Source organism: Pokkaliibacter plantistimulans, from assembly GCF_003194385.1.
Classification (GTDB): Bacteria; Pseudomonadota; Gammaproteobacteria; order Pseudomonadales; family Balneatricaceae; genus Pokkaliibacter; species Pokkaliibacter plantistimulans.
Genome location: NZ_LAPT01000001.1, coordinates 53,122 through 73,746, shown reverse-complemented (window position 1 = coordinate 73,746; position 20,625 = coordinate 53,122). Strand labels below are relative to the sequence as shown.

16 protein-coding genes are annotated in these 20,625 nt (G+C 54.1%); 6 read left to right on the top strand and 10 right to left on the bottom strand.

The window, feature by feature from the left end; all coding sequences use genetic code 11:
- Window positions 1-210: 210 nt before the first annotated feature.
- From WH50_RS00315 to WH50_RS00300, 4 genes are all read left to right on the top strand, one after another.
- Complete coding sequence (locus tag WH50_RS00315) at window positions 211-1,689, top strand: benzaldehyde dehydrogenase (protein ID WP_110185532.1); 1,479 nt, start codon at window positions 211-213, stop codon at window positions 1,687-1,689.
- 67 nt (window positions 1,690-1,756) lie between these two features.
- The gene (locus WH50_RS00310; RefSeq protein WP_243409924.1) at window positions 1,757-2,548 is read left to right on the top strand and encodes a coniferyl-alcohol dehydrogenase; all 792 of its coding nucleotides are present in this window, start codon (window positions 1,757-1,759) and stop codon (window positions 2,546-2,548) included.
- Between the two features lie 124 nt (window positions 2,549-2,672).
- Complete coding sequence (locus tag WH50_RS00305; protein WP_110185530.1) at window positions 2,673-3,611, top strand: SphA family protein; 939 nt, start codon at window positions 2,673-2,675, stop codon at window positions 3,609-3,611.
- Window positions 3,612-3,746: 135 nt separating this feature from the next.
- On the top strand, window positions 3,747-4,853 hold the full coding sequence (locus WH50_RS00300; RefSeq protein ID WP_165838248.1) for a PA0069 family radical SAM protein: 1,107 nt from the start codon (window positions 3,747-3,749) through the stop codon (window positions 4,851-4,853).
- 22 nt (window positions 4,854-4,875) lie between these two features.
- On the opposite strand, the gene WH50_RS00295 is transcribed toward WH50_RS00300, so the two are convergent.
- The gene (locus WH50_RS00295) at window positions 4,876-6,030 is read right to left on the bottom strand and encodes a GGDEF domain-containing protein (protein ID WP_110185529.1); all 1,155 of its coding nucleotides are present in this window, start codon (window positions 6,028-6,030) and stop codon (window positions 4,876-4,878) included.
- An 814-nt stretch (window positions 6,031-6,844) separates the two neighbouring features.
- On the opposite strand from WH50_RS00295, the gene WH50_RS00285 reads away from it, so the two are divergent.
- The gene (locus tag WH50_RS00285; protein ID WP_110185527.1) at window positions 6,845-7,030 is read left to right on the top strand and encodes a hypothetical protein; all 186 of its coding nucleotides are present in this window, start codon (window positions 6,845-6,847) and stop codon (window positions 7,028-7,030) included.
- 393 nt (window positions 7,031-7,423) lie between these two features.
- Here WH50_RS00285 and sucD read toward each other — a convergent pair whose 3' ends face one another.
- The 9 genes from sucD to sdhC form a co-directional block, all read right to left on the bottom strand.
- The gene (sucD, locus tag WH50_RS00280) at window positions 7,424-8,305 is read right to left on the bottom strand and encodes a succinate--CoA ligase subunit alpha (protein ID WP_110185526.1); all 882 of its coding nucleotides are present in this window, start codon (window positions 8,303-8,305) and stop codon (window positions 7,424-7,426) included.
- Complete coding sequence (gene sucC / locus WH50_RS00275; RefSeq protein WP_104151589.1) at window positions 8,305-9,471, bottom strand: ADP-forming succinate--CoA ligase subunit beta; 1,167 nt, start codon at window positions 9,469-9,471, stop codon at window positions 8,305-8,307. The genes sucD and sucC overlap by 1 nt, the downstream gene beginning before the upstream one ends.
- 192 nt (window positions 9,472-9,663) lie before the next feature.
- The gene (gene lpdA / locus WH50_RS00270; protein WP_104151590.1) at window positions 9,664-11,100 is read right to left on the bottom strand and encodes a dihydrolipoyl dehydrogenase; all 1,437 of its coding nucleotides are present in this window, start codon (window positions 11,098-11,100) and stop codon (window positions 9,664-9,666) included.
- A 36-nt stretch (window positions 11,101-11,136) separates the two neighbouring features.
- Window positions 11,137-12,339 carry a 2-oxoglutarate dehydrogenase complex dihydrolipoyllysine-residue succinyltransferase gene (gene odhB, locus WH50_RS00265; RefSeq protein WP_110185525.1) on the bottom strand — a complete coding sequence of 401 codons (1,203 nt, stop codon included), beginning with the start codon at window positions 12,337-12,339 and terminating at the stop codon, window positions 11,137-11,139.
- Window positions 12,340-12,398: 59 nt separating this feature from the next.
- Window positions 12,399-15,230 (bottom strand): 2-oxoglutarate dehydrogenase E1 component, encoded by a 2,832-nt coding sequence (locus WH50_RS00260; RefSeq protein ID WP_110185524.1) that lies wholly within the window; start codon window positions 15,228-15,230, stop codon window positions 12,399-12,401.
- A 348-nt stretch (window positions 15,231-15,578) separates the two neighbouring features.
- Entirely contained in the window at window positions 15,579-16,289 is a 711-nt protein-coding gene (locus WH50_RS00255; RefSeq protein ID WP_243409923.1) for a succinate dehydrogenase iron-sulfur subunit, read from the bottom strand.
- 10 nt (window positions 16,290-16,299) lie between these two features.
- Entirely contained in the window at window positions 16,300-18,072 is a 1,773-nt protein-coding gene (gene sdhA / locus WH50_RS00250; RefSeq protein ID WP_110185523.1) for a succinate dehydrogenase flavoprotein subunit, read from the bottom strand.
- Between the two features lie 3 nt (window positions 18,073-18,075).
- On the bottom strand, window positions 18,076-18,423 hold the full coding sequence (gene sdhD, locus WH50_RS00245) for a succinate dehydrogenase, hydrophobic membrane anchor protein (RefSeq protein ID WP_110185522.1): 348 nt from the start codon (window positions 18,421-18,423) through the stop codon (window positions 18,076-18,078).
- Window positions 18,417-18,794, bottom strand: coding sequence for a succinate dehydrogenase, cytochrome b556 subunit (gene sdhC / locus WH50_RS00240; RefSeq protein ID WP_110185521.1), 378 nt, complete (start codon window positions 18,792-18,794; stop codon window positions 18,417-18,419). Before sdhC ends, sdhD begins: the two co-directional genes overlap by 7 nt.
- Before the next feature lie 520 nt (window positions 18,795-19,314).
- Between sdhC and gltA the strand changes: the two genes are divergently transcribed.
- Complete coding sequence (gene gltA, locus WH50_RS00235) at window positions 19,315-20,598, top strand: citrate synthase (protein WP_110185520.1); 1,284 nt, start codon at window positions 19,315-19,317, stop codon at window positions 20,596-20,598.
- Window positions 20,599-20,625 lie beyond the last annotated feature (27 nt).

The window sequence follows — 20,625 nt, the reverse complement described above, 5'->3', positions numbered from 1 at the left end:
TTACTTGATACTCTTTACTAAATGAGAAATCCAGCGCTTTACATTAGGCGCTGCAGTGGATGCGCCCAAATCCACAGACATAGCGAATATCTTTATAAAATTCAGATAGTTATATATGCCTCATCAGATTTTTCAGGGCCTGATCGACGATTGGGCACAGCGTTTGCGATAGCTGCCAGGCAAGCTCAATTGCTGACTGGAGACCCAATAATGACAACAAGTACATCCTCCACTGCCGTGCTCAAGCATCATCTCTGGCATGGCAAGCTGTTCAACGGAGACTGGATTACCGCCAGCGGCGGCCTGAACCCGGTGCAGGAACCTGCCACGCAGGAGACGTTGACCATCACCGGGATGGCCACAGCCGAAGACGTGCTGACCGCGGCCACCAGTGCCAAACTCGCACAACAGCAGTGGGTGAAGATGCCTCCCCGAGAGCGGGCCGCTATCTTCCTGCGCGCTGCCGACTACCTGCAGCAGCACTTCGATGAACTGAGCCTGTTTATCGCTCGTGAAACCGGCGGCATCATCCCCAAGGGCCAGCATGAAGTGCGCGAAGCCATTACCCTGCTGCAACTGTCCTCGGCCATGCTGCTGCAACCCAACGGTCTGACGCTTCCCAGTGTTCCGGGGCGGCTGTCCTATGCCCAGCGCGTTCCTCACGGCGTGGTCGGTGTTATTTCGCCGTTCAACTTCCCTCTGATTCTGTCACTGCGCTCCATCGCGCCCGCACTGGCCACCGGCAATGCGGTGGTCAGCAAGCCTGATCCACAAACACCGGTGAGCGGCGGGCTGATCATGGCACTGGCCTTTGCCCATGCGGGTCTGCCCAAGGGCTTGTATCAGGTCCTGCCCGGCGGTGTCGAAGCAGGTGAAGCCCTGTGCAATGCCCCTGAAATCGGCATGGTGGCCTTTACCGGTTCAACCGCAGCAGGCCGTAAAGTCGGTGAAGCCTGTGGCCGCAATCTGAAAAAAGTCGCGCTGGAGCTGGGGGGAAAAAGCTCGCTGATCATCCTTGATGATGCCGACCTCGACCTCGCCGCCAGCAATGTGGCCTGGGGTGCTTATATGCATCAGGGCCAGATCTGCATGGCCTCAGGTCGCATACTGGTGCAGGAAAACGTGGCTCCGGCGCTGATCGCCAGAATCGTGGAAAAAGCCGTCCACCTGCCCGTCGGTGACCCAACCTCCGGGCAGGTGGCGCTGGGGCCACTGATCAACCATCGTCAGCTGCAACGGGTGCACGGCATCGTGCAGGACTCCATCGCCGCCGGTGCGCGGCTGGAAGCCGGCGGCAACTACGACGGGCTGTTCTACTCCCCCACCGTGCTGTCCAACGTGACACCCGGCATGCGCTGTTTTGATGAGGAAATCTTCGGCCCGGTCGCCACTATCGTCACCTTCCAGAGCGACGAAGAGGCCGTGATGCTGGCCAACGACACCGAATACGGTCTGGCTGGAGCGGTGATCTCTGCCGACATCAATCGCGCCCTTACTCTCGGCCAGCAACTGCACACCGGGCTGTTGCATATCAATGATCAGACGGTCAACGACGAATGTATCAATCCGTTCGGCGGCTGCGGCAACTCAGGCAACGGCGGCGGTGTAGGCGGCCCGACTGACTGGGACAACTACACCCACTGGCAGTGGGTGACTATCAAGGGTGAGCCGACCCGCTACCCCTTTTGAGCACCTGTTCACCATCGGCTGCATCACGGTGCCTTCGCCCTGCAGCGACGTTTTCCCACGACTGTCCATGAACAATAAAGAGAACAACATCATGAGCCTGAACAACAAAACCCTCGTCATCACCGGCGTCGCCTCTGGTATCGGTGCCGAAGTCGCCCGTCTGGCCCGCTTTCAGGGAGCACGAGTCATTGGTCTGGATCGTAATGCCCCGGCCATGACTCTGGATGACTTTATTCAGGTCGATCTGAGCAGCACTGCACAGATCGATGCCCTGGTCGATGCACTGCCCGCCAGCATTGATGGGCTGTGCAATATCGCCGGTGTACCGGGCACCGCCCCTGCCGAGCTGGTCGGCAAGGTCAACTACCTTGGCCTGCGCCACCTCTGCCAGACACTACTGCCCCGCTTTAGCCCGGCAGCTGGCATCGTCAACATCGCCTCCATCCTGGGTGCTGAATGGCCCGCACGACTGGAACAGCACAAGGCACTGGCGGCCACGTCCAGCTATGCCGAGGGGCTAGCCTGGCTGGATGCCAACCCGGTCGCTCAGGAAACCTGCTACCAGTATTTCAAGGAAGCGCTGATCGTCTGGACCACGCAACAGGCATCGCCGTGGTTTCTCGAACATAACGTCCGTCTCAACTGCGTCGCGCCCGGCCCGGTGTTTACCCCGATTCTGGGTGACTTCGTCACCATGCTGGGTGAAGAACGGGTGCAAAAAGATGCTCACCGCATGAAGCGCCCCGCCTATGCCGACGAGGTGGCCGCGGTGATCGCCTTCCTTTGCTCCGATGCCGCACGCTGGGTTTGTGGTGCCACTATCCCGGTCGATGGCGGGCTGGCGGCCAGCTATCTGTAAAGCGCATTAGCAACCAAAACATAACGGCGACGATACGGTCTGGCGGAGTCTGGCTCCCCTCCACGCTCTGCGACCGCTCGCCGCTGCATGACACCCCGACAACAACAATAATCGAGGTTTTCCCATGCGTAGCACTTCCATCATGCTGGCCCTTGGCCTGGCAGGGCTGCCTGTTGCCGCTTCTGCCTACGATCTGCCTGCCGTCAATCTCGGCGGCACCAGTTTCTACGATGGCGCTCCGGCTCCCAACGGCCCGGGCTGGTACGCCATCGAGTATCTGCAGTCCATCAACTCCAAGCGGATGAACGATGCCGACGGTAACAAGCTCGGCCTGCCCAAACAGGACATCAACCTGTTTGTGCCTCTGACGCAGGTCATCTATCAGTCCGATCTGCGCTGGGGCAATGCCTCTCCCGGCGTCACTGTGCTGCTGCCCTGGGTTGCCGATGCCAGGGTGGACGACGGTCTCAACCATGCTGCGCTGGACAGCCAGACCGGTCTGGGCGACACCATTGTCGGCGCCTTCCTGCAGTTCGATCCCATCATGGGCGAGAACGGTCCGCGTTTTTCCCAGCGCATCGAGCTGGATGTCAGCATTCCTACCGGCAGCTATGACCGCAACAAGGCCATCAACCCCGGCAATAACTACTGGAACATCAACCCCTACTACGCCGCCACCCTGTGGGTGACACCCAAGTGGTCGTTTTCGGGACGCCTGTTCTATCTGTGGAATGGCAAGAATGACGACCCATCGACCAGCCTTGGTGCTAGCCATGACAGTCAGGCCGGACAGGCGCTGCATGCCAACTTCACGACTGAATACGCGCTGAACGCCAACATGAGTGTCGGCCTGAACGGCTACTGGCTGAAGCAGATCACCGATACCCAGGTGGACGGTGAAGACGTGAAAGGACGACGCGAGAAGGTCTGGGCTATCGGTCCGGGTATGGTCTACAAACTCGGTCAGGATGACTCGATGTTTGCCAACCTCTATTTCGAGCAGGATGCAGAAAACCGGGCGCAGGGTAACCGCTTTATCCTGCGCTTCAATCATCACTTCTGATCAGCTCCACAGCTGATCCGCAAGCGCACACCCCGGAGCTGTCGCTTCCCCTCGGCAGCTCTTTTCATTTCCTTCTTGCAAAACGGCGCCGACAAAAATACTGTATATACAGCCAGTTATTTTGAGCCTGCCGCGATGCCTGAACCCAAGGTCTTTTTCCGCCAGCCTGCCAGCCAGTTACACAGCGACAGACAGGCCATGCGTCACCGTGGCGCGCTGAACAACCCGCACAACCGTTTTCATGGTCAGTCACTGGAACAGGTGGATGATGGCTGGTACCACGATGCAGCGGAGGATCAACCCTCCATCGCGACCGAGGTACGGCAGGAAACCAGCAAAAGCATCCTGTCACGCAATACCTCACCGGACATTCCTTTCGATGTCAGCCTCAACCCCTATCGCGGTTGTGAACACGGCTGCATCTACTGCTTTGCCCGCCCCAGTCATGCCTACTGGGATATGTCGCCCGGCCTCGATTTTGAAACCCGGCTGATCTACAAGCACAACGCCGCCCGGCTGCTGGAGGAAACCCTGCAAAAACCGGGTTACCAGTGTCAGGTCATCGCGCTGGGCGCCAATACCGATGCCTATCAGCCAATTGAATCCCAGTACCGCCTGACCCGCTCCCTGCTGGAAGTCTGCCGACGCTTCAAGCAGCCCTTCTCGGTCGTGACCAAAGGTGCACTGATTCTGCGCGATCTGGATATTCTGCAGGAAATGGCCAGCGAGCAGCTGTGTGCCGTGTACATCAGCCTGACCAGTCTTGACGATACGCTGCGCAGCACACTTGAACCCCGTACAGCCACCGTTACCGCCCGCCTCAAGGTCATAGAGCGGCTGGCCAAAGCCGGTGTGCCCGTCGGCGTGATGATGGCGCCGATCATCCCGGCGCTGAATGATGTGGAGATAGAACGCCTGCTACAGACCGCGGCCGGTGCGGGCGCGACCAGCGCCAACTATGTGCTGCTGCGCCTACCGTTGGAAGTCAGCCCGCTGTTTCAGGACTGGCTGCAACAGCACTACCCGCAGCGCGCCGACCATATCATGAGCCTGGTGCGCCAGAGCCGTGACGGCAAAGACTACGATGCCAGCTTTGGCACACGTATGCGTGGCACCGGTCAGTTTGCCGACCTGATTGCCCAGCGCTTCAGGCTGGCCTGTAAGCGTTACGGTCTCAATCAGCGCCGCCTGCCACTGGACTGCAGCCGCTTTCAGGCGCCGGGCCAAATGAGTTTGTGGTGATCACGTCACACGGGCGAAAGCGCTAGCCCGGCTTGCCAAAGATCTGATAGCCGTTCTTGCCGTTACGCTTGGCCTGATACATGGCGCTATCAGCATTCTGGATCAGCTGTTGCAGGCTGCTGCCGTGGTAAGGGTAAAGACTGATGCCAATGCTGGCACCCAGATGATAACTCCTGTTGCCGATGTGAATGACCTCGGTGACGTAGCTGCGCAGTTTCTCGGCGATAACTCTGGCCTGATTTTCATCCTCCAGCTGGGTCGCAATCACCATAAATTCATCGCCGCCGATGCGGGCACAGATGTCGGCACTGCGGGTATGCGACTGAAGACGTCTGGCAACAATTTTCAGCACTTCATCGCCCACGCTATGCCCGGCACCGTCGTTGATGGGTTTGAAGTTATCCAGATCAATGTAAATGACCGCCAGCAGCTGATTGAGGCGGCTCGCCAGCGCCAGCGCCTGCTCAAACAGCTTTCCCATATAGAGCTTGTTGTTTAACCCGGTGAGCGGATCATGAAAGGCCAGCTCCAGCGCCCGTTCTTCGGCATCCAGCAAGCGCTGCTGAAGTACCACCAGAACCGCCATCAACAGCAGCAGATACTGCGTCAGCATCAGTACCGTACCCACCAGCAAACCGAGCACTTTCCATTCCGGCAGCACTTCCATGGTGGGGAAAGCAAACAGCCAGTGCAGCGCCAGCAAGCTGCTGGTAGCCGATAACGCCGTCATCAGGCGATGCAGACTCTGTCGCTCACGCCAGGCCGTACCTGCGACATAGAGCAGACATGCAATATTGAACGCGCTTAAACCAGCGGTGAGCACCAGTGTCGGGCAGTGCAGCAGCCAGGTGATCAGCAACCACAGCTCGGTAATCAGCGCGCCAGCCCAGAACCAGCGCAGTGCTGTGGTTAGATTGAAAAAACGGCAGATACCCACTGCAAGACAGGCTTTTTCCAGAACGCTAAAGCTGCCGTAAAACAGCAGTGCCAGTGGCTCCTGCTCAAGAGAAAACAGGATAAACAGCAGCAACCGAGACAGCAGCGCAAACAAGATCGCTCTCGCCCACCAGCGAGCAGCCGTATTGGCACGGGGTATCCGGCTGAACCAGAACAGCAGGATAAAGACCACAAAATAGATGGATGTACCAATAGTGTGGACGATCTGGGTAGACAGCATAGATGCGTTCATCTCAAGCAAGAGCAATTCCACCTGGCGTTTGCCGAGCTGCCGGGGAATATGCTCTCAGGCAATCCGTCGACGCCAAGCAAAAGCCATCGACTAAGCATAGTCGCTCCAGCGCGGATCACCCTGCTGTTGCGGAACTGACGTCAGTATGACGGGTGCCAGAAATACATCAGATAATGACAAATTAGACACGCCTTTACCGAGCCTGATCATCCGCACACACCGCCTTTTGCAGCCTATAACGCCCGTGCCGACCGCCGCTCCTGGTAGACCATGCAGGTATTTTTCACCGAGATTTTCCTCTTACAGGTTTGAATGCGCCTGTGGCCGTCACACGGCTACCAGCGCCCGCCGGAGAACTCGATGGATCTTGGAATCAAAGGCTGTAGCGCATTTATCTGCGGTTCCTCGCAGAGCCTGGGCTTGACCTGCGCCCGTTCACTGTTGCGCGAAAGTATGAACATCACCCTCAACAGCTGTGACGCTGACAAACTGGAACGGGTGACCGCGCAATTGCAGCAGGCGACTCCAGCAACAGGCTCCACTTCGTCGCCGGTAAGCTGCAAGACTGACATGAAGCAACCTTGCTTATGCCATTCACGCCAACTTTCCCAGCCGATCCGTGCCTTTATACCGGCCATGGTGAAGTCCACTACATGATGGACCTGTTGACCTCGGCACGTACCGCACTGCCGGCTATCTGCAAAGCCATCAGCCGAGATGTGGAGCGGATAACGTCACCGTCAACAACCTGCTGCCCGAGTACATTGATACCCCACGTCAGGAGTTCATGCTATAGCGCCTGATGAATCGTGAAAGCGTTGACCGGGAGGAAGCAGGTCGCCATCACGCCGACAGCATCGCCGCAAAAAGCGATAGCCACCAGGAAGAGCTCCGTGATGTCTGCGTCCATCTGCGCAGCACTCAGGCCAGCCATATCTCCGAAAAGAATGTGCAGCTGGATGGCTGGCCACACGACAGTCTGATCTGACGAGCTTTTCTCCGACCTGCCGGGCGTCTGTCACCGCGAGTGGCTGAGCGCCAGCGAATACCACTCAATCTGTCACAGCAATCAAAATAACAAGTGATTCACCATCATTACTTCCATCACCCACCCCACACAGCACTTACGCTCTCACGGTACTTGCCTGTCTGGTTAGCTCCATAGCAAAAGCCTTTATGAAACGGAAAACATTCGTCGCGAACACAACGCCTGTTGCGACAAAAACAGATCGACTGATCATTCATTACGCTGAAAATGAACGAGCGCTGCACTCTTGCATGAGCTCCGACCAAAGCACTCTCTCTGAAAATAAAAATGCCAGTCAGCAGAACTGACTGGCATCTGAGCACAAGGCTCGCTTTTCTTACTGGTGGAGAAGGATTACTTCATTGCCCAGCCAGTCAGTTCAGCCAACGCCTTGCCGATGTCAGCCAGGGAGCGAACAGTTTTAACACCAGCGTCTTCCAGAGCTGCAAACTTCTCATCAGCAGTACCTTTACCGCCAGAGATGATTGCCCCAGCGTGACCCATACGCTTACCAGCAGGAGCAGTAACACCCGCGATATAGGAAACAACAGGCTTGGTAACGTTGGCTTTGATGAACGCAGCCGCTTCTTCTTCAGCAGTACCACCGATTTCACCGATCATCACAATCGCTTCGGTCTGTGGGTCTTCCTGGAACAGTTTCAGGATGTCGATGAAGTTAGAACCGGGGATGGGGTCACCACCGATACCTACGCAGGTAGACTGACCGAAACCAGCGTCAGTAGTCTGCTTGACAGCTTCATAAGTCAGAGTACCGGAGCGAGATACGATACCGACTTTACCTGGCAGGTGAATGTGGCCAGGCATGATACCGATTTTGCACTCTCCGGGAGTGATAACGCCTGGGCAGTTAGGGCCGATCAGGCGCACACCCAGTTCGTCACACTTCACTTTAACGTCCAGCATATCCAGCGTAGGAATACCTTCGGTGATACAAACGATCAGTTTGATACCAGCGTTAGCAGCTTCCAGGATGGAGTCTTTGCAGAAAGGAGCAGGAACGTAGATAACTGAAGCTTCAGCGCCAGTAGCGTCTACAGCTTCCTTGACAGTGTTGAACACTGGCAGGCCCAGGTGAGTCTGACCACCTTTACCGGGGGTAACACCACCCACCATCTGAGTGCCGTAGGCCAGTGCCTGCTCAGAGTGGAAAGTACCCTGACTACCAGTGAAACCCTGGCAGATCACTTTGGTGTCTTTATTGATCAATACGCTCATTATTTACCCTCCGCTGCTTTAACTACTTGCTGAGCAGCATCGGTCAGGCTGGTAGCAGCGATGATGTTCATACCACTTTCGGCCAGTTTCTGTGCACCCAGTTCTGCGTTGTTACCTTCCAGGCGAACAACGACAGGGATCTTCACGCCGACTTCTTTAACAGCGGCCATGATACCGTCAGCGATCAGGTCGCAACGTACGATACCACCGAAGATGTTGACCAGAACGGCTTTAACATTTTCGTCAGACAGGATGATCTTGAACGCCTCGGTTACACGCTCTTTAGTCGCGCCACCACCTACGTCCAGGAAGTTGGCTGGGAAGCCACCGTGCAGTTTGACGATGTCCATGGTACCCATGGCCAGACCAGCACCGTTAACCATACAGCCGATGTTGCCATCCAGAGCAACGTAGTTCAGCTGCCATTCAGCAGCGTGGGCTTCACGAGCATCTTCCTGTGAAGGATCGTGGAAAGCCTGCAGTTTGGGCTGACGGTATACAGCGTTGCTGTCGATGTTGATCTTGCCGTCCAGGCAGTGCAGGTTGCCTTGCTCGGTGATAACCAGAGGGTTGATCTCCAGCAGAGCAAAGTCATAGTCCTGGAACATCTTGGCCAGACCCATGAATACTTTGGTGAACTGCTTGATCTGGTCGCCTTCGAGGCCCAGTTGGAAAGCCAGTTCACGCGCCTGATAAGGCTGAGCGCCTACCAGAGGATCGATGGTTGCTTTCAGAATCTTTTCGGGAGTTTCTTCAGCAACTTTCTCGATTTCCACACCACCTTCAGTGGAAGCCATGAAGACGATGCGACGAGTAGAACGGTCTACCACCGCGCCCAGATACAGTTCTCTGGCGATATCGGTGCAGTTTTCTACCAGAATCTTGGAAACAGGCTGGCCTTTTTCGTCTGTTTGGTAAGTAACCAAACGCTGGCCCAACCATTTGGCAGCGAACTCCTGAGCTTCAGCAGGAGACTTGATCAGTTTCACACCACCGGCCTTACCGCGGCCACCAGCGTGCACCTGTGCTTTCACTACCCACATATCTCCGCCAATTTTCTGGCAGGCTTCTGCAGCCGCTTCCGGTGTATCCACGGCGAAACCCTTGGATACCGGCAGGCCGTATTCGGCAAACAATTGTTTTGCCTGGTACTCGTGAAGATTCATGCTTGCTACCGTTTAAGTGTGTACTGTCCTAGATACAGCAGATCTGATGTCTGCTACCTGGCTTGTCCCAGCAAGAGGATGGTTCACAAGGCAATTGCCCTGCTCTGCCATTCCTCTTTCTGGTGATCGGCTGATGTTGCCACCAGCCGAAAACGGGATCTGATCCCGAGCTGGCGTACGCCAGCTCCTGTATTACTTACGCTTGCGGTTGGCGATATGAATCGCGTGACCGTCAACAGCCAGCGCTGCTTCGTGAACTGCCTCACTCACGGTTGGGTGAGCAAATACAGTCAGAGCGATATCTTCAGCGCTTGAACCGAACTCCATGGCAACCACAGCCTGAGCAATCAGGTCAGCAGCGTGTCCACCGATGATGTGGCAACCCAGGATGCGGTCGGTCTCTTCGTCAGCGATCAGCTTGACGAAACCGTCGGTATCATTCGCAGCCATCGCACGACCAGAGGCAGCGAAGGGGAATTTACCGACTTTGAACTTAACGCCTTCAGCTTTCAGCTGCTGCTCGTTCTTACCAACCCACGCCAGCTCAGGGTGAGTGTAGATAACAGAGGGGATCAGGTCATAGTTCATCTGAGCTTTGTGACCAGCGATGATGTCTGCAACCATGATGCCTTCTTCGGACGCTTTGTGAGCCAGCATCGGGCCGCGAACGATATCGCCGATGGCGAATACGCCAGGCACGCTGGTAGCACACTGATCATCAACCTTGATGAAGCCGCGCTCATCCAGTACCACGCCAGCATCACCTGCCAGCAGTCCTTCGGTGTAAGGACGACGGCCAACAGCGACGATCAGTTTGTCTACTACAACAGACTGCTCACCATTAGCGTCGGTGTACTTGACGGTCACTTCGCTGCCGTTCACTTCGCTGCCAGTCACACGAGCACCCAGACGTACGTCCAGACCCTGCTTCTTGAACAGCTTCATGGCTTCTTTGCTCATGTCGACATCGCACAGCGACAGGAAGTCATTCATAGCTTCCAGTACGATGACTTCAGAACCCAGACGGCGCCATACAGAACCCAGCTCCAGACCGATAACACCAGCACCGATCACGCCCAGACGCTTAGGCACTTCCTGGAAATCCAGTGCGCCAACGTTGTCGACGATGGTGTCGCCGTTCATGGGTGCAGGAGGAATGTTCACAGGGACAGAACCAGAAGCCAGGATCACGCTGCCAGCTTCAACCACGGTCACTTTGCCGTCTTTGTCAGTCACTTCGACTTTCTTGCCAGACAGCAGCTTACCGGTACCCTGGATGGAGGTCACACCGTTGGCCTTGAACAGGCCGGCGATACCGCCAGTCAGGTTGTCAACGATCTGGTTCTTGCGCTTCACCATCGCAGGAACGTCCATTTTCACTTCGCCCACGGAAATACCGTGAACATCAAAGCCATGGCTGGCTTCCTCAAACTTGTGAGTAGAGTCCAGCAGCGCTTTGGAAGGAATACAGCCAACGTTCAGGCAGGTACCACCCAGCTTGGGCTTACCACTGGCGTCGATCCACTTTTCCACACATGCGGTCTTCAGACCCAACTGGGCAGCACGAATGGCAGCAACATATCCACCAGGGCCAGCACCAATGACAACTACGTCAAATTTCTCTGACATCATTTCATTCCTGTATTAGTCAATGTGTGTAACGGATCAGATGTCCAGCAGCAGACGAGCGGGATCTTCCAGCAGGTCTTTGATGGTCACCAGGAACTGTACTGCTTCTTTACCATCGATCAGACGGTGATCGTAAGACAGTGCCAGATACATCATCGGCAGAATAACGACCTGACCATTAACGGCCATTGGGCGTTCCTGGATCTTGTGCATACCCAGGATTGCGGTTTGTGGCGGGTTCAGGATGGGGGTAGACATCAATGAACCGAACACACCGCCGTTGGTAATAGTGAAGGTGCCGCCCTGCATGTCTTCCATACCCAGCTTGCCTTCGCGGCCGCGCTTGGCGAAGTCATTGATGGTACGTTCAACATCAGCCAGGCTCATGTCATCAGTATCACGCAGTACAGGTACGACCAGACCACGCTCAGTCGATACGGCAACGCCGATGTCCTGATAACCGTGGTACACGATGTCATTGCCATCCAGAGAGGCGTTAACGGCTGGGAAACGCTTCAGCGCTTCAGTGGCCGCTTTGACGAAGAAGGACATGAAGCCCAGGCGTACGCCATTGTGGGTTTTCTCGAACAGGTCTTTGTAGCGGCTACGCAACTCCATGACCGGCTTCATGTTGACTTCGTTATAGGTAGTCAGCATGGCCGCGCTCTGTTGTGCTTCCACCAGACGCTTGGCGATGGTGGCACGCAGGCGGGTCATCGGAACACGTTTCTCAACACGAGGACCGGCAGCGACTTCAACAACAGCGGCAGGTGCAGCGGCCGCAGCAGGTGCAGCTGGCTTGTTCTTAAGATGGTTCAGTACATCTTCCTTGGTGATGCGACCACCCTTGCCGGTGCCCTTGATATCAGCAGCTTTCAGGTTGTTCTCATCCAGCAGCTTGCGTACTGCAGGACCGAAACCTGATTCGTCACTGACTTCTTCAGCGGCAGCAGGTGCAGATGCTTCAGCAGGAGTAGCTGCAGGTGCGGCGGACGCAGCGGCGCCCTCTTCAAAAATCGCAATCACTTCAGCGCTGAGGACGGTGTCGCCCTCGCCTTTGATAATTTCCTTGATTACGCCATCAGCAGGCGCAACCACTTCAAGAACCACTTTATCAGTCTCGATATCTACAATCAGTTCATCGCGGGCAACCGCCTGACCTGGTTGTTTGTGCCAAGTAGCGACGGTGCCGTCAGCTACGGATTCTGGAAACGTAGGTGCCTTGATTTCAATAGTCATGGCTATTCCTTTCTGCTCTTTTTATACAAGCTTAAGTCTAATTGACAGGCTTAAGCCTGTTACCCATAGATGGCGTCGTTAACTACTTTCTCTTGCTCTTCCAAGTGCACGGAAGTGTAGCCTACTGCCGGTGAAGCAGAGTGCTGACGACCTACACCCACCAACTCGATGTTGGGGAAACACTTGCGAATGGCATTGCGCATATGATGCTGTGAACAGTACCAGGCGCCCTGGTTCATCGGCTCTTCCTGACACCAGACGACAGACTGAAGATTGGGATACTGACGCAGTACCTCTTCCAGATCGTCTTCGGGGAACGGATAGAGCTGCTCGATACGAATGATCGCTACATCCGGGCAATTATCAGCATCGCGCTTGTTCAACAGATCGTAGTACACCTTGCCGGAGCACATAACCAGTCGTTTGACTTCGGCTTTGTTCTGTTCAACGACTTCAGGAATAACGGTCTGGAAGGAGCCGTTAGCTAACTCTTCCAGGCTGGAGATTGCCTGTTTATGACGCAGCAGACTCTTCGGGGTCATGACTACCAACGGCTTACGCAGAGGACGAATCACCTGACGACGCAGCATATGGTAGACCTGAGCAGGAGTAGTCGGCACGCACACCTGAATGTTGTGCTCAGCACACAGCTGCAGATAACGCTCCAGACGAGCTGATGAGTGCTCAGGGCCCTGACCTTCATAACCGTGAGGCAGCAACATTGTCAGCCCGCACAGACGCCCCCACTTGGTTTCACCACTGGTGATGAACTGGTCGATAACTACCTGTGCACCGTTAGCGAAGTCACCAAATTGTGCTTCCCAGATAACAAGGGCATTGGGAGTCGTTGTTGAATAACCGTACTCAAACGCCAGCACGGCTTCCTCAGACAGCAAAGAGTCGCGAATGACGCACTCAGGCTGACCTTCGTACAGGTGCTGCAGCGAGTTGAAGGCGGTGCCATCTTTCTGGTTGTGTAATACCGCATGACGGTGTGAGAACGTACCACGACCCACATCCTGTCCGGTCAGACGAATCGGATGGCCTTGCTTGATCAGCGTAGCGTAGGCAAGCAGTTCTGCATGGCCCCAGTTCAGAGGCATTGCACCGCGGCTCATCAGCTTACGGTCTTCAATGATCTTGCCGACCTGACGCTGAACGACGAAGCCTTCAGGCAGATCACAAACCTTCTCACCTAATTCGTGCAGCAGGTTAATGTCTACAGTGGTATCGCACTTGGCCGTCCACTTGTGACCCAGGTAAGGTTTCCAGTCCACGAACAGTGCCGTGTTGGGTTCCAGTACCAAAGACTTGACAACGTGCTGACCGTTATCCAGTGCATCACGATATTCGTCTTCGATCTGCTTGGACTCTTCGGCAGAGACCACAGACTCGTTGATCAGACGCTGAGCGTAGATTTCACGCGTAGTTGGATGCTTACGGATTTTTTCATACATCAACGGCTGGGTCGCGCTTGGCTCATCAGCTTCGTTGTGACCACGACGACGGTAGCAAACCAGATCGATAACCACGTCACGATGGAATTCGTTACGGTAGTCAATTGCAACCTGGGTAACAAAAGCCACGGCTTCCGGATCATCACCATTAACGTGGAAGATTGGCGCATGGACCATCTTGGCAACGTCGGTGCAATACTCAGTAGAGCGAGAGTCTTCGCGGTTACTGGTAGTAAAACCTACCTGATTGTTGATGATGATATGTACGGTACCACCGGTCTTGTAGGCACGAGTCTGAGACATCTGGAATGTCTCCATGACCACGCCCTGACCAGCGAATGCGGCATCACCATGAATATTGATAGGCAGAACCTGCTCACCATCCACGTCACCACGACGATCCTGGCGAGCACGCACAGAACCTTCAACCACCGGAGAAACAATCTCAAGGTGAGAGGGGTTGAACGCCATGGCGAGGTGAACTTCGCCACCGGTAGTCATTACGTTTGAAGAGAAGCCCTGGTGGTATTTCACATCACCGGAACCTTCCACAGAACGCTTGCCATCAAACTCATGGAACAGATCGGAGGGGTTTTTACCCAGGATGTTAACCAGGCAGTTGAGGCGGCCACGGTGAGCCATGCCGATCACAACTTCTTTGACACCCAGTTTACCGGCGCGCTGAATCAGCTCGTCCATCATGGGAATCAGAGCTTCGCCACCTTCCAGACCGAAACGCTTGGCACCGGCGTAACGCGAGCCAAGGTATTTTTCCAGGCCTTCAGCTGCACTCAGACGCTCAAGAATATGCTTACGGAAAGCAGCGTCATAGACAGGATGGCAACGCACCGACTCCAGACGCTGTTGCAGCCAGAGCTTTTCCTGAGTATCAACAATGTGCATATACTCAGCACCTACAGTTGTACAGTAGGTCTGCTTGAGGTCTGCGATGATATCTTTTAGTGGCGCTTCGGCCTTGCCGAAGAACAAGGAGCCAATCTGGAAAGTGGTATCCAGATCCGCTTCTGAGAGTTCGTGATAGCGCAGATCAAGATCAGGCACAGGCTCACGCTGTTTCAGACCCAACGGGTCAAGAACAGCAGCCTGATGACCACGTACACGGTAAGCTTCGATAAGCTTAAGTACGCGAACCTGCTTGCGCTCGTGCTCTGTGCTGACCGAGCTGGTCGCTACAGGAATGCTGCGCTTTTTATTCTTAGAAAGCAGTAGGAAGTGATCACGGATAGCGGAATGAGGAATATCTTGAATTACTTGCTCAGTGGCTCTTGGAAGACGGTCAAACTCTTGACGCCACTGATCGGGTACTGAATTTGGATCACGAAGGTAGTCTTCGTACATTTGCTCAACGTAGGCAACATTTCCCCCTGAAAGATGAGATGTACGCCACATGAGCTCCATTATGCTTTCATGCATTCTTGATCACCCTGTCTGCGGGGATTCAACTGCTAGCCCGGTCAGTGTGCGATAACCGAGTTAGCAATAATGGGCTTTCCCCGTTCCCCTTGCTTTTGGTGGTTAGCAGTCGTTCTAGATTTTATTGAAAAGTGTCTAACTGGCGGTCTGTCAAATGTGAGTCTTTTCTCTAGCCGAACCCTATCTGCCGTCATGCGACACTTAATAGCGTTTAACTATCAACCAGAACCCCATAATCACATTGCATTATTAGACGACGCAACATTCTACAGGAAGTGACACCCGACAATACAGCACTTTCATAAGCAAATCGGCCGGATTAAGCCGGCCGATTTGTTGTTTCTTTTATCAGGTCGCTTGCTGCAACAGCATTGTTCTGATTTTGCCAATGGCCTTGGTTGGATTCAGGCCTTTAGGGCAGACGTTGACACAGTTCATGATGCCGTGGCAACGGAACACACTGAACGGATCGTCCAGTTCTGCCAGACGCTGACGAGTCGCTGTATCACGGCTGTCGGCCAGGAATCGGTATGCCTGCAGCAAACCAGACGGACCGATGAACTTGTCTGGGTTCCACCAGAAGGAAGGACAAGCCGTTGAGCAGCATGCACAAAGAATACACTCGTACAGGCCATCCAGCTTTTCACGCTCCTCAGGAGACTGCAGACGTTCAATCGCTGGCGCTGGTGTATCGTTGATCAGGAAGGGCTTGATCTTCTCGTACTGACGATAGAACTGAGTCATATCGACAACCAGGTCCCGGATTACTGGCAGACCAGGCAGGGGGCGCAGTACCAGTCGGTTGTTCTCAACACACTCAGACAACGGCTTGATACAAGCCAGACCGTTCTTGCCGTTGATGTTCATGCCATCAGAGCCGCATACGCCCTCACGGCAGGAACGACGGAATACCAGTGACGAGTCCTGCTCTTTCAACAGATGCAGAACGTCCAGCACCATCAGATCACGGCCGCCAGTATCAACCTGCATTTCCTGCATGTAGGGAGCGTTATCTGTCTCAGGATTGTAACGATATACGCTGACTTGAAGCATAGTCATGGATGAGACCTCAATATGTTCTTGCCTTGGGCGGGAAGGCTTCTACAGTCTTAGGCGCAAAGTTAACTTCACGTTTTCCGACACGCTTATCAACCGGGAAGAACAGTGAGTGCTTCAGCCAGTTTTCATCATCACGGTCAGGGAAGTCATAACGAGCGTGAGCACCACGACTCTCTTTACGCGCTTCAGCTGCATAAGCGGTAGCCACGGCAACCTCGAACAGGTTATCCAGTTCCAGAGCTTCGATACGCGCAGTGTTGAACGCGTTGCTCTTATCTTCCAGATAGACGTTCTCAACACGAGGACGCAGCTCTTCAAGCAACTGCAGACCTTTCTTCATGTTTTCACCGTCGCGGAACACGCCGAAATAAAGCTGCATAATCTTCTGCAGCTCAGCACGAACAGCTGGTGCACTTTCACCGCTCTTCGAATTGTTCAGACGATTCAGACGAGCCATAGCGCGCTGAATATCAGCATCACTTGGCTCGGCAGTTTCATAGCCGTCAGCCATGAGTTTTTCAATATGGAGACCTGCTGCACGACCAAATACAACCAGGTCGAGCAAAGAGTTTCCACCCAAACGGTTAGCACCATGAACCGACACACAGGCAACTTCGCCGCAGGCAAACAAACCATCAACAAAGTGATCGTTACCATTGGCATCAATAGTGATTGCTTGACCACCCACGTTAGTTGGCACACCACCCATCATATAGTGACAGGTAGGAACAACAGGGACAGGCTCTTTCACAGGGTCAGCGTGAGCAAAGGTCTTGGAAAGCTCACAGATACCGGGCAGACGGCTGTGCAACACCTCTTCACCCAGGTGATCCAGCTTCAGGTATACGTGATCTGCATTCGGGCCACAGCCACGACCTTCCAGAATCTCCATGACCATTGAGCGTGCAACCACGTCACGAGAAGCAAGATCTTTAGCGTTTGGCGCATAGCGCTCCATGAAACGCTCACCATCCTTGTTCACCAGATAGCCACCCTCGCCACGGCAACCCTCAGTGACCAGCACACCTGCGCCAGCGATACCCGTTGGGTGGAACTGCCACATTTCCATGTCCTGCATTGGCAGGCCAAGGCGCAGCGCCATACCAACACCATCACCAGTATTGATATGAGCATTGGTAGTGGACTGATAAATACGACCCGCACCGCCAGTTGCCAGAACAGATGCCTTGGCCTTGATGAACACCACTTCACCGGTTTCGATGCAGATCGCAATTACACCCACAACGGCATCAGCTGAGTTACGCACCAGATCAACGGCATACCACTCATTGAAGAAGGTAGTGCCACCCTTGAGGTTGGCCTGATACAGCGTGTGCAGCAAAGCGTGACCAGTACGGTCAGCAGCTGCACAAGTACGAGCTGCCTGACCACCACGACCATAGTCCTTGGACTGACCACCAAAAGGACGCTGATAAATACGACCCGCTTCGGTACGAGAAAATGGCAGGCCCATGTGATCAAGTTCAAACACAGCCTGAGGTCCTACTGAGCACATGTACTCAATGGCATCCTGGTCACCGATATAATCCGACCCTTTTACGGTGTCATACATATGCCAGCGCCAGTCATCGTTAGGATCTGAACTGGCGATAGCACAGGTAATACCACCCTGGGCAGATACGGTGTGAGAGCGTGTAGGAAATACTTTAGTGATACAGGCAGTTTTCAGACCGGATTGGGTCAGCTGCAGTGCAGCGCGCATACCTGCACCACCGCCACCGATTACAACTGCATCAAAGCTGATAGTTCGCAGATTAGACATTGTTTATAGACCCCAGATTACCTGAATACCCCAGACCACATAGACAAACATCAGGGTGCCGCAGACTGCCTGAAACACAAAGCGCAGACCAGTTTGCTTGATGTAGTCAGTAGACACCTGCCACAAACCGATCCACGAATGTGCACCAATAGACAGAAGGGTCAGCAGACTGAAGACTCGCACCCAGGTATGACCAAAGAAACCGCTCCATTGAGCATAGGTCAGGTCAGGAGTGGTAATCAGATAACCAACAATCAACAGGGTATATGCAGCCAGCACCACCGCAGTAATGCGCTGCATCATCCAGTCGTACAGGCCACTACGGCCAAAACTTGTAACTGCTGTTACCATACCCAGATCCCCATCAGCAGAGAGAACACAACACCAGCAGCCAGGGTTACTTTGGCGGCGAGGTGGCCGGATTCAAGTTCTTCGCAATAACCGAAGTCCTGCAGCAAGTGTTTGATACCCGCACACAGATGATAGAAGAGTGCCGTCAGAAGCCCCCAGGCAATCAACTTCGCAAAGAAGCTGTGCTGCATGGTGGCGGAGATAGAATTAAAGCTCTCTTCAGACGTCAGCGATTGATCCAAGGCATACATCATGAATACCAGGCCGACAAACAGGGCTACGCCTGTTACGCGGTGCAGTATCGAAGATATAGCCGGAAGGGGTTGCTTGATAGTCGTCAGATCTAGGTTGACTGGTCGTTTTTTATTCACGGCTCTCTACACCTTATGACTACCCAAAAGGGTAGGATTATTAAGGGAAGCGCAATGCACTTTTAGGGAAATTCCTATTTGCACTCCCACGCCTTGATCACTAATTCACCGACCTGGTGAAAAGTACCAATGTTGCAAGCGCAAACAAAAACTTTCGGGGCGACAGTATAGTCATTACCCCTAACCTTGACAACGAACCATGAGGCATCGCGCCTAGGCAAAAGGTAAAAAGACTGTTCCCATAGCATCGAACTATTGCCGTTATTATTTTTTATTCCGCACTGCGACTAAATCATGATTGAGAATCGGTTAAGGAATAGCTATTACTAGTTATCGTTTTGTCATTGAGCTCTGTTTTGTGCTTTTGTCTGCTATCCCCGAGGAATTGACAAAGCGGTTTTAGCAAATATAGTGAGGACCGTCCTCAACTCAGGGCCGTCCAGACAAAGCCATACCGGCCCGGCGGAACAACGCCAGCCTGCCGGTGACAGATTCCATTTAACACTCACAGGAGCCACCGATGGCTGACAAAAAAGCATATCTGAAGGTTGACGGCATAGACGAGACTATTGAACTTCCCGTCTACTCAGGCACTATGGGACCCGACGTGGTCGACATTCGTGGCCTGACCGCCAAAGGGCTGTTTACCTACGACCCCGGCTTCATGTCAACTGCGTCTTGTGACTCGCAGATCACTTTTATCGATGGTGACAAAGGCATTCTGCTGCACCGTGGCTACCCCATCGAACAGCTTGCAGAAAAGTCTGACTATCTGGAAGTCTGCTACCTGCTGATGTACGGTGAACTACCCTCTGCAGAAGAGAAAGAGCATTTTGTTCGCACCGTTAAGAAGCACACGATGGTGCACGAACAGCTAAGCTTCTTCTATCGTGGCTTCCGTCGCGATGCACACCCTATGGCCATCATGTGTGGCGTAGTCGGCGCCCTGTCAGCTTTCTATCACGATTCACTGGACATCAACGACTCTCAGCATCGTGAAATTGCGGCGTTCCGCCTTATCTCCAAGATGCCTACACTGGCAGCCATGTGCTACAAGTACTCCACTGGCCAGCCTTTCATGTTCCCGCGTAATGACCTGACCTATGCAGAAAACTTCCTGCATATGATGTTTGGCACTCCTTGCGAGGAATACAAGCCTAACCCAATCCTTGCCAACGCCATGGATCGCATCTTCTTGTTGCATGCCGACCATGAACAGAATGCATCTACCTCCACTGTACGTCTGGCTGGCTCTTCTGGTGCAAACCCCTTCGCCTGCGTAGCCTCAGGCATTGCAGCACTGTGGGGACCCGCTCACGGCGGTGCCAACGAAGCCGTACTGAGCATGCTGGAGCAGATTGGTGACGAAGAACGCATTCCAGAGTTTATCGAACGTGCCAAAGACAAAGATGATCCGTTCCGCCTGATGGGCTTTGGTCACCGTGTCTATAAGAACTTTGACCCACGCGCCAAAGTCATGAAGCAGACCTGCGATGAAGTGCTGGGCGAGCTGGGCCTTGATAACGACCCACTGCTGCGCATCGCCAAGCGCCTGGAGCAGATTGCTCTGGAAGACCCCTACTTCGTTGAGCGCAAATTGTACCCAAACGTCGACTTCTACTCAGGCATCATCCTCAAAGCAATTGGCATCCCTACCAATATGTTTACAGTGATTTTTGCCCTGTCACGTACCATTGGCTGGATTGCTCACTGGCATGAACACCACTCAAGCCCAATCGCTCGTATCGGACGCCCACGCCAACTCTATCTTGGCGAGAAAAAGCGCGACTATCCCGAGAGGTAATACCGACAGTGAAGCTTGTTTTGCCTA

Excerpts from the sequence above, each read along its gene's own strand:
- WH50_RS00285 (WP_110185527.1), top strand. The coding sequence starts at position 6,845 with ATGAATCGTGAAAGCGTTGACCGGGAGGAAGCAGGTCGCCATCACGCC.
- WH50_RS00260 (WP_110185524.1), bottom strand. The coding sequence starts at position 15,230 with ATGCATGAAAGCATAATGGAGCTCATGTGGCGTACATCTCATCTTTCA.
- sucC (WP_104151589.1), bottom strand. The coding sequence starts at position 9,471 with ATGAATCTTCACGAGTACCAGGCAAAACAATTGTTTGCCGAATACGGC.
- WH50_RS00255 (WP_243409923.1), bottom strand. The coding sequence starts at position 16,289 with ATGACTATGCTTCAAGTCAGCGTATATCGTTACAATCCTGAGACAGAT.
- WH50_RS00310 (WP_243409924.1), top strand. The coding sequence starts at position 1,757 with ATGAACAATAAAGAGAACAACATCATGAGCCTGAACAACAAAACCCTC.
- lpdA (WP_104151590.1), bottom strand. The coding sequence starts at position 11,100 with ATGTCAGAGAAATTTGACGTAGTTGTCATTGGTGCTGGCCCTGGTGGA.
- odhB (WP_110185525.1), bottom strand. The coding sequence starts at position 12,339 with ATGACTATTGAAATCAAGGCACCTACGTTTCCAGAATCCGTAGCTGAC.
- gltA (WP_110185520.1), top strand. The coding sequence starts at position 19,315 with ATGGCTGACAAAAAAGCATATCTGAAGGTTGACGGCATAGACGAGACT.
- WH50_RS00315 (WP_110185532.1), top strand. The coding sequence starts at position 211 with ATGACAACAAGTACATCCTCCACTGCCGTGCTCAAGCATCATCTCTGG.
- WH50_RS00300 (WP_165838248.1), top strand. The coding sequence starts at position 3,747 with ATGCCTGAACCCAAGGTCTTTTTCCGCCAGCCTGCCAGCCAGTTACAC.
- sucD (WP_110185526.1), bottom strand. The coding sequence starts at position 8,305 with ATGAGCGTATTGATCAATAAAGACACCAAAGTGATCTGCCAGGGTTTC.
- sdhD (WP_110185522.1), bottom strand. The coding sequence starts at position 18,423 with ATGGTAACAGCAGTTACAAGTTTTGGCCGTAGTGGCCTGTACGACTGG.
- WH50_RS00305 (WP_110185530.1), top strand. The coding sequence starts at position 2,673 with ATGCGTAGCACTTCCATCATGCTGGCCCTTGGCCTGGCAGGGCTGCCT.
- sdhA (WP_110185523.1), bottom strand. The coding sequence starts at position 18,072 with ATGTCTAATCTGCGAACTATCAGCTTTGATGCAGTTGTAATCGGTGGC.
- WH50_RS00295 (WP_110185529.1), bottom strand. The coding sequence starts at position 6,030 with ATGCTGTCTACCCAGATCGTCCACACTATTGGTACATCCATCTATTTT.